The 13,078-nt window shown below is 73.2% G+C and carries 13 protein-coding genes; 8 read left to right on the forward strand and 5 right to left on the reverse strand.

What is annotated here, in order from left to right:
- The first annotated feature begins 18 nt into the window (after window positions 1–18).
- From NDAS_RS26065 to pheA, 4 genes are all read left to right on the forward strand, one after another.
- Window positions 19–375, forward strand: a complete 357-nt coding sequence (locus tag NDAS_RS26065; RefSeq protein WP_013156254.1) for an STAS domain-containing protein — start codon at window positions 19–21, stop codon at window positions 373–375.
- Between the two features lie 11 nt (window positions 376–386).
- A complete protein-coding gene (locus NDAS_RS26070; RefSeq protein ID WP_013156255.1) occupies window positions 387–1,235 on the forward strand; it encodes a glycosyltransferase in 849 nt (282 codons plus the stop codon).
- A gap of 36 nt (window positions 1,236–1,271) precedes the next feature.
- Entirely contained in the window at window positions 1,272–2,495 is a 1,224-nt protein-coding gene (locus NDAS_RS26075; RefSeq protein ID WP_232051612.1) for a DUF4446 family protein, read from the forward strand.
- A 101-nt stretch (window positions 2,496–2,596) separates the two neighbouring features.
- Window positions 2,597–3,544 carry a prephenate dehydratase gene (gene pheA, locus NDAS_RS26080; protein ID WP_013156257.1) on the forward strand — a complete coding sequence of 316 codons (948 nt, stop codon included), beginning with the start codon at window positions 2,597–2,599 and terminating at the stop codon, window positions 3,542–3,544.
- 145 nt (window positions 3,545–3,689) lie between these two features.
- On the opposite strand, the gene NDAS_RS26085 is transcribed toward pheA, so the two are convergent.
- Window positions 3,690–3,863, reverse strand: a complete 174-nt coding sequence (locus NDAS_RS26085; protein WP_013156258.1) for a hypothetical protein — start codon at window positions 3,861–3,863, stop codon at window positions 3,690–3,692.
- A 111-nt stretch (window positions 3,864–3,974) separates the two neighbouring features.
- On the opposite strand from NDAS_RS26085, the gene serS reads away from it, so the two are divergent.
- Window positions 3,975–5,246, forward strand: coding sequence for a serine--tRNA ligase (gene serS / locus NDAS_RS26090; RefSeq protein WP_041553429.1), 1,272 nt, complete (start codon window positions 3,975–3,977; stop codon window positions 5,244–5,246).
- Between the two features lie 99 nt (window positions 5,247–5,345).
- Here the strand turns inward: serS and NDAS_RS26095 are convergent, their stop codons facing one another.
- Both NDAS_RS26095 and NDAS_RS26100 read right to left on the reverse strand, forming a co-directional pair.
- Window positions 5,346–5,891: a bacterial proteasome activator family protein gene (locus NDAS_RS26095; RefSeq protein ID WP_013156260.1), complete on the reverse strand. Its 546-nt coding sequence runs from the start codon at window positions 5,889–5,891 to the stop codon at window positions 5,346–5,348.
- A 33-nt stretch (window positions 5,892–5,924) separates the two neighbouring features.
- Complete coding sequence (locus tag NDAS_RS26100) at window positions 5,925–6,899, reverse strand: NAD(P)H-quinone oxidoreductase (RefSeq protein WP_013156261.1); 975 nt, start codon at window positions 6,897–6,899, stop codon at window positions 5,925–5,927.
- A gap of 180 nt (window positions 6,900–7,079) precedes the next feature.
- On the opposite strand from NDAS_RS26100, the gene NDAS_RS29625 reads away from it, so the two are divergent.
- The 3 genes from NDAS_RS29625 (at window position 7,080) to NDAS_RS26115 (ending at window position 11,254) form a co-directional block, all read left to right on the forward strand.
- Window positions 7,080–9,176, forward strand: coding sequence for a MinD/ParA family ATP-binding protein (locus NDAS_RS29625; protein WP_013156262.1), 2,097 nt, complete (start codon window positions 7,080–7,082; stop codon window positions 9,174–9,176).
- A 94-nt stretch (window positions 9,177–9,270) separates the two neighbouring features.
- Window positions 9,271–10,179 (forward strand): universal stress protein, encoded by a 909-nt coding sequence (locus NDAS_RS26110; RefSeq protein WP_013156263.1) that lies wholly within the window; start codon window positions 9,271–9,273, stop codon window positions 10,177–10,179.
- A 148-nt stretch (window positions 10,180–10,327) separates the two neighbouring features.
- Window positions 10,328–11,254 (forward strand): universal stress protein, encoded by a 927-nt coding sequence (locus NDAS_RS26115; RefSeq protein ID WP_013156264.1) that lies wholly within the window; start codon window positions 10,328–10,330, stop codon window positions 11,252–11,254.
- Window positions 11,255–11,317: 63 nt separating this feature from the next.
- Here NDAS_RS26115 and NDAS_RS26120 read toward each other — a convergent pair whose 3' ends face one another.
- Together NDAS_RS26120 and NDAS_RS26125 are read right to left on the reverse strand one after the other, a co-directional pair.
- Complete coding sequence (locus NDAS_RS26120; RefSeq protein ID WP_019610596.1) at window positions 11,318–11,692, reverse strand: VOC family protein; 375 nt, start codon at window positions 11,690–11,692, stop codon at window positions 11,318–11,320.
- 701 nt (window positions 11,693–12,393) lie between these two features.
- Window positions 12,394–12,651 carry a hypothetical protein gene (locus NDAS_RS26125; RefSeq protein ID WP_013156266.1) on the reverse strand — a complete coding sequence of 86 codons (258 nt, stop codon included), beginning with the start codon at window positions 12,649–12,651 and terminating at the stop codon, window positions 12,394–12,396.
- Window positions 12,652–13,078 lie beyond the last annotated feature (427 nt).

A 13,078-nucleotide genomic window follows, 5' to 3' on the forward strand; every position in this document is an offset into this window, starting at 1 on the left:
GCCGCTACAGTCACGACTGTGGAGTTGAAGATATCAAGCCGGTCTCAGCAAGACGTCGCGGTGGTAACCGTTGGCGGTGAGATCGACCTGTACACGGCGCCCCAGTTGCGTGACGAGCTCATCGGAGCCCTGGAGGACGGGGCGCGACGGCTGGTCGTCGACATGTCGCGGGTGGAGTTCTGCGACTCGACCGGCATCAGCGTGCTGCTCTCCGCCATGAAGCGCTCCCGCGACAAGGACGGCGATCTGGAACTCGTGGCTCCGAGGCCCGCGGTGACCAAGGTCCTGGAGGTCACCGGGCTCGACGCGGTGTTCGTCATCCACCCCGATCTCGACGCGTTGCCGGTGGCCGCGGGAACCGGCACCGCCCAGTAGACGGGACACGCGTGCTTCGTGGGGAGGGCTCCGGTCCCGAGGGGGCCGCGATCGCCGTGGTCATCGCCGCCAAGGACGAGGCGGTGCGCGTGGGCAGCACCGTCGAGGCCGCCCGCGCACTGCCCGGGGTGGACCTGGTCGTCGTGGTCGACGACGGCTCCGCCGACCGCACGGCCGAACTCGCGCTCGACGCCGGGGCCCGGGTGATCAGGCACAGCCGCAACCGCGGCAAGGGGGCCGCGATGGAGACGGGTGCGGAGGGCGTCCGGCTCATCGAGGAGCACGAGGCGGGGGACGGGTCCCCGCGCTCCCCCCGACACCTGCTGTTCCTGGACGCCGACCTGGAGGCGACCGCCGCGGAGGCGGCGCCGCTCGTCGAACCGGTCCGCGACGGCAAGGCCGACATGACCATCGCCCTCTTCCCCGCGACCCGCATGCGCCTGGGCGGCCACGGGTTCGTGGTGCGCCTCGCGCGCGGCGGCGTCCGCAAGGCCACCGGGTGGGAGCCCGAGCAGCCCCTCAACGGCCAGCGCTGCCTCACGCGCGCGGCCTTCGAGGCGGCCAGGCCGCTGGCCCCCGGCTTCGGCGTGGAGACCGGCCTGACCATCGACGTGCTGCGGGCGGGCTACCGGGTGCTGGAGGTGGAGGTGCCGCTGGAGCACCGGGCCACCGGCACCGACCTGCGCGCGCAGCTGCACCGTGCCCACCAGTTCGCGGACGTGGCCCGTGCCCTGGCGGTGCGCGAGCTGCGGCCCACCGTGCGGCGCGGGTGGGAGCGGACCCGTGAGCGCACACGCACGGCGGGACGGCAACTGTCCCGCAAAATCGGGCACATGACTTGGAGAAACCGCCCGAAGTAGCCACATGGGTGCAGTGTGTAGCTATACGCTCGCTCCGTGTTCACTACGATCCTGGCTTTGACGGGAATGCTCTCGGGACTGGGCGCGCTCGCCCTCGGCTGGCACGCGCTGTCCAGGACCCGTGCGGTCGGCAGCGAGTCCCAGGCACTCGCCCAGCGGGCGGCCGCGGTCAGCGCCTCGGGCGTGGACCCCTTCGCCGTGCGCGACGTGGCGGTGCTCCACTACGACGCCCTGGAGGAGATGTCGGGCGCCCGCTCCTTCTCCCTGGCGCTGCTCAACAGCGAGGGTGACGGCGTCGTCGTCACCTCCATCAACGGGCGCACCGAGTCGCGCACCTACGCCAAGGCGGTGGTGGGCGGGGAGTGCGACACCCTGCTCAGCCCGGAGGAGTACCGGGTCGTCCGGTCGGCACGCCTGGGGGAGGGCGTCGGCGCCGCCGCGACCGCGGGAGGCCCCCCGGCGCGGGCGGCTTCCTCCGCCGGGGGCCGGCCGGTGACTCCGTCCGCGCCTCGGGAGGAACCCGGGTCCCCGCCAGCCCGGGACGAGGAGCGGGGCGCGCGTGAGGGCGCGGAGGCGGTTGACGAGGGATCGGACCGGGAGCGGCGCGAGGCCCACCCGGCAGCCTCAACCGGTACGGGCGACTCGGCTGCCCGGACCGCCTCGGCCGCTCCGACAACCTCAGCCGTCCCGTCCGTCGCGGACGACGGTCGGGAGGACGTGGAAGACGCTCCGGCAGCCTCAGTCGCCCCGAACGGCACGGGCGCGACCCGGGAGAACGCGGAACCGGCTCCGGCGGGCCCGTCAGCACGGACGGCCCGCGCCACCGAGCCCGTCGCGGATGACAGCCGAGAGGCTTCCGAGGTCATGCCGGCCTCAACCGGCACGGGAGTCTCGGCCGTCCGGCCCGCCTCAACCGCTCCGGCAGCCTCGTTCAACCCGGCAGTCCCGGGCGGCGGCCGGGAGGAGCAGGAGCCCCGCGGCCTCGTCTCCGTGATCCGCAGGACCATCGGGCGCGCCGGCGCCGACCGTCGGCCCCCCGTCCAGGCCGTGCGGTCGGGTGTCGGAGCGGCGAGGCCCATCGCCTCCGCCAACGTCACGGTGCGGCCGGGGCCCTCCGCCGCCGCGGCGGGGAGCACGGGGACTTCGGCCACCGGGACCGCGACGGCCGCCGAGCCGCGCCCGGAGGCCCCGACCGACGAGGGGACCGGCGGGGAGGGCACCCGGGAGGCGGAGGCCCCCGCGCCGGAGGCGCGCGGATGACTGCTCCGACGCGGCCCGGACTCCGGCCCGGCCCCGGCCCCGGGCCCGCGTCGTGTCCCGAACCGCCGCCCCCGGCGCACCGGTCCGTATAGCCTGGTGTTATGCCCAACCGCTACGCCTACCTCGGCCCCGAGGGCACCTTCACCGAAGCCGCACTGCGCAACCTGCGTCCGGACGCGCCCGACGAGGCCCGCGTTCCCTGCGAGGGGGTAGCCGCGGTCTTCGACGCGGTCCGCTCCGGCGCGGTCGACGGCGGAGTCGTCCCCCTGGAGAACTCGGTCGAGGGCGGTGTCACCGCGACCATCGCCGAACTCGTCAACGGCGACCCGCTCCTCGTCACCGGCGAGACCGCGGTCCCGGTCGAGTTCTCCCTGTTCGCGCGGGGCGGGACGGTGCTGGAGGACGTCAAGCGGGTGGCCACCCACCCCCACGCCCTCGCCCAGTGCCGGGGCTGGCTCTCCCGCAACCTGCCCGACGCGGACACGCACACCGTCTCCTCCACGGCCGCCGCCGCGCGCGCCGTCTCCGAGCCCGGCGCGCCCTACGACGCGGCCATCTGCGCCGTGATCGCCGGGGAGCGCTACGGCCTGCACGCCCTGGCCTCCGGTATCGGCGACCGCTCCGACGCGGCCACCCGCTTCATCTACCTGTCCCGGCCCGGCGTCCTGCCCGGGCCCACCGGAGCCGACCTGACCTCGCTCGTCGCCTTCATCGCCGACGACCACCCCGGTGCCCTGATCGAGGTGCTCAACCAGTTCGCCGTGCGCGGGGTCAACCTCACCCGGCTGGAGTCGCGCCCCACCGGCGACCGGCTCGGCAGCTACTGCTTCTGCATCGACGCCGAGGGACACGTGGCCGAGGCCCGGGTCGGCGAGGCCCTCATGGGCATCCGGCGGGTGTGCCGGGACGTGCGCTTCCTGGGCAGCTACCCGCGCAGCGGCCGGACCACCGAGAACGACCCGCCGCTGCGGCCCCGACCGGCCACCGACGCCGACTTCGCTGAGGCCGAGCAGTGGCTGGCGCGCATCCGCGCCGGTCAGGTCGACTGAGGCCGGGGCCCGGCTCCGCGAACGGCTCCCCTCGCCGTAGCGCGTGGGCGCGGGCGGCCCCGACCGCTGGCCGCCCGCCCCGCCCGGCCCCCGGGTTCCCGCTCCCCAGGCCTGTCGGCCTCCGGGTCCCCGGGAGCGGCGCTCCTCAGACCCGGGCCGCCTCCCTCGGGGCGCCCCGGCGGACCTCCTCCCCCGCGTCCGCGCGGTCCAGCTCCAGGCACAGCGCCAGCCTCAGCGCGAAGTCCTCAGGACGCGTCGCCCCCAACACCTCCAGCACGCACGCGAGCTCCTCCGCGGTCATCTCGTTCAACGGCTTCACGATCGTCCCCCTCCTCGGTCTTTCATAAGAATGACGAGGTCACCGGGCATCCATGACGCGGTTGCGGAAAAGATGTCGGGAGGATGGAGCCCGGACGGTAACCTGCAAGACGTGATCGACCTTCGCGCTCTTCGAGAAGACCCCGAACGACTCCGCGCCTCGCAGCGGGCACGGGGGGAGGACCCCTCCGTCGCCGACCGCCTGCTCGGGCTCGACGCCGACCGCCGTTCCGCGCTGTCCCGGTTCGAGACCCTGCGCGCCGAGCAGAAGAGCGTGGGCAGGTCCGTCTCCAAGGCCTCCCCGGAGGAGCGCGAGGAACTCCTGACCCGCGCCAAGGCGCTGGCCGCCGAGGTCAAGGAGGCCGAGGCCGAGGCCGGCCGCCTCGCCGACGAGCTGGACGCCCTCCTGTCCGGCGTGCCCAACCTCGTGGAGGAGGGCGCGCCCGAGGGCGGCGTGGACGACTTCAGGATTCTGGAGACCGTCGGCACCCCGCGCTCGTTCGACTTCACCCCGCGCGACCACCTGGAGCTGGGCGAGATGCTCGGCGCCATCGACATGGAGCGGGGCGCCAAGGTCTCCGGGGCCCGGTTCTACTTCCTCACCGGCGTGGGCGCCCAGCTGGAGCTGGCGCTGCTCAACATGGCCATGAACCAGGCCGTCCAGGCGGGCTTCACGCCGATGATCCCGCCGGTGCTGGTGCGGCCCGAGACCATGGAGGGCACCGGTTTCCTCGGCGCGCACGCCGACGAGGTCTACCACCTGCCCGCCGACGACCTCTACCTCGTGGGCACCTCCGAGGTGCCGCTGGCCGGGTACCACTCGGGGGAGATCCTGCCCGCCGACGCCCTGCCCAACCGCTACATCGGCTGGTCGCCGTGCTTCCGCCGCGAGGCGGGCTCCTACGGCAAGGACACCCGCGGCATCATCCGCGTCCACCAGTTCAACAAGGTGGAGATGTTCGTCTACACCCACCCCGACCAGGCGCACGAGGAGCACAAGAGGCTGCTCGCCTGGGAGCGGGAGATGCTGGACAAGCTGGAGCTGCCCTACCGCGTGGTGGACATCGCCGGCGGCGACCTGGGCACCAGCGCCGCCCGCAAGTACGACTGCGAGGCGTGGGTCCCCACCCAGGAGACCTACCGGGAGCTGACCTCCACCTCCAACTGCACCGAGTTCCAGGCCCGCCGCCTCAACGTGCGGTTCCGGGACGAGGACGGCAAGCCCCGCTTCGCCGCCACCCTGAACGGCACGCTGGCCACCACCCGCTGGATCGTCGCCATCCTGGAGAACCACCAGCGCGAGGACGGCTCCGTGGTGGTCCCCGAGGCGCTGCGCCCCTACCTGGGCCGCGACGTCCTGGAGCCGATCGCCAAGGGCAGGTAGGCGCCCGGCCCCCGGTATCCGGACACCCGGGACCGGCGGCCCCGGCACCGGACACGCGAGGAGCCCGCCCCCGGCCGGGGGCGGGCTCCTCGCTCGGTGCTACAGGTACGGACCGGAGCCGTGCCGCTCCTCGTCCAGGCCGCCGGGGGCGCCGGGCCCCTGGGCCTGAAGACCCGCGATGCCGGGCGGCAGGGCCTTGCGCATGTTCTCCAGCTGGGCGCGGGCCGCCATCTGCTGGGCGAACAGGGTGGTCTGGATGCCGTGGAACAGCCCCTCCAGCCAGCCCACCAGCTGCGCCTGCGCGATGCGCAGCTCGGCGTCGCTGGGGGCCGCGCCCTCAGCGAACGGCAGGGTCAGCCGCTCCAGCTCCTCGATCAGCTCGGGGGCCAGACCGTCCTCCAGCTCCTTGATGGACGAGGTGTGGATCTCCTTGAGCCTGGCCCGGCTCGCCTCGTCCAGCGGAGCGGCCTTGACCTCCTCCAGGAGCTGCCGGATCATGCTGCCGATCCGCATCACCTTGGCGGGCTGCTCCACCATGTCGGCGAGGGTGCGCGGCTCCTCCGCGCCCTCCTCGCCGTCCCCGTCGCGGTCGGTTCCCATGACCAGGATCCGAGCCTGCTCGTCCGGGTTCTCTGCGCTGCTCATCAGTCCCCTTACGTGGATGTCACCGGCACGCCGTCAACGGGGAAGAAGGATCTTTCCGGTGTGCGCGCTCGTTTCCATGACGCGGTGCGCCTCCGCCGCGTTCCGCATCGGGACCGAGCGGTCGACGACGGGGCGGACGACTCCCTGTTCTACCAACGGCCACACCTGCTCGAGTACTCCCGAGACGATGGCCGCTTTCTCCTCCAGGGGGCGGGAACGCAGGGTCGTCGCGTGGACGGAGAGCCTCTTCGCGAGCATACGCCCCAGATCGGCCTCGGCGCGGCGCCCGCCCATCAGCGCGATGATCACCAGGCGGCCGTTGGTGGCCAGTGAGCGCAGGTTGGCGTCCAGGTAGGAGCCGCCCATGATGTCGAGGACGAGGTCGGCGCCGCCCGCCTCGCGCATGCGCTCGGTGAAGTCCTCCTCCTTGTAGTTGATGAGGATCTCCGCGCCCAGTTCACGGCAGCGCTCCAGCTTCTCCCGGCTGCCCGCCGTGACCGCCACCCGGGCGCCCAGGGCACGGGCGAACTGGACCGCGAAGGTGCCGATGCCGCTGCCGCCGCCGTGGACCAGGACGGTCTCCCCGGCGCGCAGGCCGCCGACCATCACCAGGTTGGACCACACGGTGCAGGCCACCTCGGGCAGCGCGGCGGCCTCCACCAGGTCCACGCCCTCGGGGACAGGCAGCAGCTGGCCCACCGGGACGGCGACCTTCTCGGCGTAGCCGCCCCCGGACAGCAGGGCGCACACCCGGTCGCCCACGGACCAGCCCGAGTCCTCGGTGCCGGGGCCGAGCGCGGCGACGGTGCCCGAGCACTCCAGCCCGGGGTACTCGGAGGCGCCGGGCGGGGGCGGGTAGTTGCCCTGGCGCTGGGAGACGTCGGCCCGGTTGGCCGCGCTCGCGGCCACGTCCACCAGGACCTCCCCCTCGCCGGGGACGGGGTCGGGAACCTCGGTCCAGGCCAGGACCTCGGGTCCGCCCGGTTCACTGATACGGATCGCGTGCATGAGCCAGACAGTACCCGGGGAGGTTCCTCGGCAGGCAACGGATTCCTCTGTTCACCTGCTCGTAAGGATGCTTCGGTGGGGCCGGGCGGGTAAGAGTGATCCCAGGGAGCGGATCCCGTCTCTTCCCCGCTGGGGTATCCCTCCCTCCACAGCACGCCCCCTTCAAGCAGGAGAACTCCGGTGGCACACCAGGAACACAACGGGTCGGGTCGAAGCTCTGAGACGGGCCCCGGACCCGCGGCCGGGGAGCACGTCGAACCGGACCGCTCGGCGGGTGACCCGGAGGAGTACGACCCGGACGCCGCCGCGCCGGGGCCGACCGCGCCCGAGCCCTCGCCCCACGACCAGTGGTTCGGCGGCTTCGAGGGCGAGGCGCCGCCTCCGCCGCCCTACGCCAGGCTGCCCGAGGACACACCGCTGCCGGGCGCGGGGCACCATACGCCGTCCCCGCCGGGCGGAGCGGGTGGGGCGGAGGCGGTAGGCGGGGAGCTGGAGAGGTCGGCCTCCGGTGATCCCGAGCCTTCGGGGCTTTCCGCTGTCCCCGAACCGGAGGGCCTGCCGGAGGAACCCGAGACCGAGGTTCTTCCGCCCTCTTCCGTGACTTCTGAGCCTTCTAGCGCTCCTGGGATTTTTGGTCCTCCTGAGACTCCTGAGGACTCCGGCGTTCCCGGGTCTTCCGGAACGTCCAGGCCTCTGCTGCCCCCGCGGGCCTCCGGGGCCTCGGAGTTCCTGGCGGGTTCGGAGGCTGCCGAGACCGCCGCCGCTGCCGAGGACGACGCCGACACCGAAGACGGCGAGGAGGAGGGCACGGTCCGCCTAGTGCCGGGGGCCGCGCGCAGACGCCCGCAGCGCCCCCAGCGGCAGCGCCTCCAGCGCCCCACCCGTCCGGGCGAGGACCCGCTGGCGCCCCGCAGGCCGCGCCGCGACCCCGACGTGCCCGAACCGGAGCAGCTGCCTCCCCTGGAGAACGAGCGCGACGACGCGCACGGCGGACCGCGGACCACGGGACCGGTTCCGACGGGGACGGAGACGGGATCTGGTCCGACGGGATCGGGTCCGTTCTCCTTCCGGGGGCCCGGTTCGAGCCCCGTCCGGGGACCGGGGGACAACGGGCCCGGCCCGGACTCCGGTCCCCGATCCGCGCGGGACACGGGGTTGGGCGCGTGGCTGGGCGAGGACTCCGGCCCGTTCCGGTCCGCGCCGCCACCGGGCGAGCCCGTCCGTCCGGCACCGCTCCGGACCCCCGAGCCGCCGTCCGCGCTCACCGGGCCCCGGGCCGACCTCGCGCCGCCACCGCCCCCGCCCGCTCCCCAGGGTTCACCGGACCGGCGCCCCGAACAGGAGCGGCAGACCTCCGACGCGCTCAACGCGGCCACCCTCGTGCGCAACCGGCGCCAGGGCCCCAGCGGCGGGTGGCGCCGGGCCGTGCACGCCGCCACCCTGGGACTGGTCAACCCGGGGGAGTCGGCCAAGGTGCTGCGCCAGCGCGAACTGGTGGCCCGCGCGAGCACACCCGTGGCGGCCGGACACCACCGGGTGGCCGTGCTCAGCCTCAAGGGCGGGGTCGGCAAGACGACCACCACGGTCGCCCTCGGCGCGACGCTGGCCTCCCTGCGCGGCGACCGGGTGCTCGCGGTGGACGCCAACCCCGACCGCGGCACGCTGTCGGACAAGGTGCGGCTGGAGACCGCGGCGACCATCCGCGACCTGCTCAACGAGCGCCACCTGGTGTCGCGCTACGCCGACATCCGCGGGTTCACCTCGCAGGCGCCCAGCCGACTGGAGATCCTGGCCTCCGACCGCGACCCTGCGGTCTCCGAGGCCTTCAGCGACGCCGACTACCGGGAGGTCGCCCGGATCGTCGAGCACTTCTACTCCATCTGCATCACCGACTGCGGCACCGGTCTGCTGCACTCGGCGATGCGCGGGGTGCTGGGGCTGGCCGACCAGGTCGTCCTGGTCAGCTCGGCTTCCGTGGACGGGGCCCGCAGCGCCAGCGCCACCCTGGACTGGCTGGAGGCGCACGGCCACGGCTCCCTCGTCCGCAACGCCGTGGTGGTGCTGTCGATGGTGCGCTCCGACAGCAAGAGCAGCGTGGATCTGAACCGGCTGGAGGAGCACTTCGCCGGGCGGTGCCGCGACGTGGTGCGGGTGCCCTGGGACGGGCACCTGGAGGAGGGCGCGGAGGTGGACCTCGAACGGCTCGCCCCCGCCACGCGGGACGCCTACCTCCAGCTGGCCGCGTCGGTCGGGGAGGCGTTCGCCTGGCAGAGGTGACCACGGGCGCGGTGCGCGGCCCCTTCCTCCACCCCGCCCCGTTTTCCGGAGCCCGCTTTCGGACAGGGGAAGGACGAGGGGGAAGGGGTTGGGGATGAACACACAGGAACGCCCGCCCGCGGTCGTGGTCGGCGTGGACGGCACGCCCGCCTCCCACGCCGCCCTGGTCTGGGCGACCGAGGAGGCGGCCAGGCGCGGCACACAGCTGCGGATCGTGCACGGCCTCGGGATGCCGGTGGTGATCGGCGCCTACGGGGCGGCCGGGCGCGTGGCCGTCGAGGACCAGCGGGAGGCGGGGCACGACCTGCTCACCGCGGGCGCCGCGTACGCGCACCGTGCCCGGCCCGGCCTGGACGTGGTGACCGTCCTGGCGCCGGAGGACGCGCCCGCGGTCCTGCTCAACGACGCCCTGCCCGAGGACGTCGTCGTGGTGGGGTCGCGGGGCCTGGGCGGGGTCCGGGCGATCATGCTGGGCTCGGTCAGCGTGCGCGCCTCCTCCCACGCACCCTGTCCCGTGGTGGTCGTCCCCGACCAGGAGAGGCCGCCGCCGCGGCGCGGCCGCGTCGTGGCGGGCGTGGACGGGTCCGAGTCCTCCCGCCGCGCGCTGCGCTTCGCCCTCCACGAGGCGCTGGTGAGCGGCTCGGAGGTCGTGGTGGTCAACAGCTGGGAGGTGCCGCTTCCCGCGGACACCGGGTCGCTGGCCGCCGACGCCCGGGCCCTGCACGAGGAGGCGTTCGACCGCCGGTCCGAGGAGATCGTCGCGGGCCTGCTCGCGGAGGTGGTCGACGAGAGGACCGAGCACCTGGAGATCAGCGCGGTCCGGACGCAGGCCAACCCCGTGGACGCCCTCCTGGAGGCGGGGCGGGACGCGGACCTGCTGGTGGTGGGCTCGCGCGGACGCGGAGGAGTACGGGGGCTGGTGATGGGTTCGGTCAGCCAGGGGGTGCTGCGGCACGCGCCGGTGCCCGTGGCCGTCCTCCCGCCGCTGTCGGAGGACGAGTGACCGGCGGGGAGGGGCGGACGAGCGGGAGGAAGGGCCCGGGGGAGAAGAGCGGTTCGGGAAGAGCGGGCGGCCCGACGCGGAGCCGCGCCGTTCCGGGGGACGGCCGCCCTCCCCGGCGATGATGGACAGCGTTACCAAGGGGGGAACCATGCCAAGCAACGAGGAGCACTCGCCCAGGGTCGTGGTCGGCGTCGACGGCTCCGACCACTCGCGGGCGGCGCTGGAGTGGGCGGCCGCCGAGGCGGAGCGCAGGGGCGTGCCGCTGCGGGCCGTCCACGCGCTGGGAATGCCGCTGATCGTGTCGGCCGGCTCCGTGCCCGCCCGCTTCGACCCCACCGCGGAGATCTCGGACCAGGCCGACGAGGTGCTCACCAAGGCCGCGGAGCACGTGCGCCGTGTCCGGCCGTCGGTGACGGTGGAGACCGAGACCGCCCTGGAGGAGCCGCCGCTGGCGCTGCTGAGCCACAGCCGGACGCACGACGTGCTCGTGCTCGGCACACGGGGCCTGGGCACGTTCGCGTCGGTGTTCGTGGGCTCGGTGAGCATCCGCGTGGCCGCCCAGGCGGCCTGCCCGGTCGTGGTGGTGCCCTCGCACGGGGGCAGCCCCGCGACGACCTCGCTCGGCCGGGTCGTGGTCGGCGTGGACGGTTCCAGGAACGCCCGCCGGGCGCTGCGCCTGGCCGTGGACCTGGTGCGGGAGAGCGGCGGCGAACTCGTCGTGGTCAACAGCTGGGAGGTGCCCTACCCCTACGACCCGATCGCGATGACCTCCATGGGATACGAGCCCCAGGAGAAGCTGTTCGACCGCAAGTCCGAGGAGCTGGTGGGCGAGATGCTGCTCGACGTCACCGGCAGGCGGCGCGAGGACCTCGACTTCGAGGTCAGCGTGGTGCGCACCCAGGACAGCCCGGTCAACGCGCTGATCGGGGCCGCCGAGGGGGCCGACGCGATCGTGGTGGGCTCCCGGGGCCGGGGGAGCGTGCGCGGACTGCTCCTGGGCTCGGTCAGCCAGGGCGTGCTGCACCACTCCGAGATCCCGGTGGTGATCCTTCCGCACCACGCCGAGGAGGAGTAGCCGGGGAGTAGCCGGGGACACTGGTCCGGGCGCCCTCGGGCGGGTTCAGGAGTCTTCGCGGGTTCAGACGCCCTCGGCGGCGTACTCCAGGCAGAACGGGTGCCCGGCGGGGTCGGCGTAGACCCGGAACAGGTCGCGGGGGTCGTCCTCGGCGACCGCGAGCCTGCGCGCCCCGAGCGCCAGCACGCGCTCCTCGGCCGCCTCGATGTCCTCCACCCAGACGTCGAGGTGCGCCTGCTGGGGCCGCTCGGGGTCCGGCCACGCCGGGGCCTTGTGGTCGGGCGCGTGCTGGAAGGCGAGCCGCGGCCACTCCTCCCCGACCACAACCCAGTGCTCCTCGCGCTTGGTGACGGGGAGCCCGAGCAGTTCGGCGTAGAAGTCCGCGAGCGCGCCGGGGTCGGGGCAGTCCAGGGCGATGGTGTGCAGTCGTCCGATCATGGTTTGCACCCTGCCCAGCAGCATCGGAACGATGCGGCGACATGTCGACACGTCACCAGGGCGGTCGGGCACTGGTTGGTTGGCGAGGGCTTTCCGTCGAACTCCCCGCGCAGGGGCCGGAGGGCTCTGGGCAGAGCCGAGGGCCGGTGGGGTCAGGGAATGTGAGCTTGCGGAATCCCGTCGCGTTGGGTGCCTTAACCATCTGTCGACAAAACGACGAATCGGCTGGTAGTCGGCCACGGGGGACATGCTCCTTTCCCGCCGTCCGCTTCCGCCCCCACGACACCAGGACCGGCCCCGATCCCGGAAACGCCGGGGGCAGGTGGGCCCGGGCCCACCTGCCCCCGGTCACTGCGGAGGGTGTGGGATTTGAACCCACGAAGTCCCGTTGTGCCGAGGGGCCTTGACGACCTGTCGACAAACCGACGAAACGCCTTGTGACCTGCACGGATGTTCCGAGGGCTTCTCAGCGTTTCCGGCCCCTTCCCGGAGCCATGTGCGATGAATGTGCGATGCAGTGGAGCGTGCTCCTGCGGTCCTGGCTGCATGCACGGATGGCGGTGACGTCCTTAGCTTGGGAAGCCGAGAACGCCTCTGGTAGCTGACCTCGCGCCTCTCCTGCCCACGCTGATGTGGGCTGTCTGATCGTGATTCCCCATGGTTCCCCGGCTTTGCCTGCTCCGTGTGGCACGGAGCCGGGACTACTGCTCGGTTCGCATGGAGGGTCGGAAGACGTCGGCGTTGAGCATGGAGAGGTAGACCCATGGTGGCTTACCGTCTTCCCGTATTCGGGCGACGACGGCGCTCGTCTCGGTTCCGATGGCCGGGTAGTCCTCGGGTTCGGCCCGTGGGTGTGGGGAGTCGATGACACCCCCGTCCACTGATGCGCCGATGTGTTCGTGACCGATGATCTGGACCAGGACTCCCCACGGCTCGTGGCTCGTGACCTTGATCCGCACAAGGTCTCCTGGGGCCAGGCCGAGCGTTCGACTACTGAGGAAGCTGTCCGGCTCCGTGACCACTCGTGCCGTCCTTCCAATAGCCCGGTTCGGTGGGACCTGTCCGGCCCACTTGATGAACCAGCTATACACCCCGGCCACAGCGGAGGGTCACCACGGTTTCGGGCCGAGGTGCCCGGTAGCGCTGGTGGCGACCGCCCAAGACAGTCGTACTCCGCTACCGGGTGCCTCGGGATCTGAGCACGTCATCAACCGATTTCGTCCGAACGGCAACCGTTCGTCTGCGGGCCGCGTCATGATGCCAAGTAGTACGGCCGTTGGCCGCGCTCGGGACCGGGCGTCAGCCCGTAGCCCGAGCGCGGCCGGAGGCCGCTGCGACGGCGCTTGCGCCGTCGCCTTGATCTCTTATAGCACAAATCGGCACTCT

The sequence above is a fragment of the Nocardiopsis dassonvillei subsp. dassonvillei DSM 43111 genome (assembly GCF_000092985.1).
Lineage (GTDB): Bacteria > Actinomycetota > Actinomycetes > Streptosporangiales > Streptosporangiaceae > Nocardiopsis > Nocardiopsis dassonvillei.

Coding starts and splice junctions, on each gene's coding strand:
- pheA (WP_013156257.1), top strand. CDS start 2,597: ATGCCCAACCGCTACGCCTACCTCGGCCCCGAGGGCACCTTCACCGAA.
- NDAS_RS26095 (WP_013156260.1), bottom strand. CDS start 5,891: ATGAGCAGCGCAGAGAACCCGGACGAGCAGGCTCGGATCCTGGTCATG.
- NDAS_RS26100 (WP_013156261.1), bottom strand. CDS start 6,899: ATGCACGCGATCCGTATCAGTGAACCGGGCGGACCCGAGGTCCTGGCC.
- NDAS_RS26110 (WP_013156263.1), top strand. CDS start 9,271: ATGAACACACAGGAACGCCCGCCCGCGGTCGTGGTCGGCGTGGACGGC.
- NDAS_RS26115 (WP_013156264.1), top strand. CDS start 10,328: ATGCCAAGCAACGAGGAGCACTCGCCCAGGGTCGTGGTCGGCGTCGAC.
- NDAS_RS26120 (WP_019610596.1), bottom strand. CDS start 11,692: ATGATCGGACGACTGCACACCATCGCCCTGGACTGCCCCGACCCCGGC.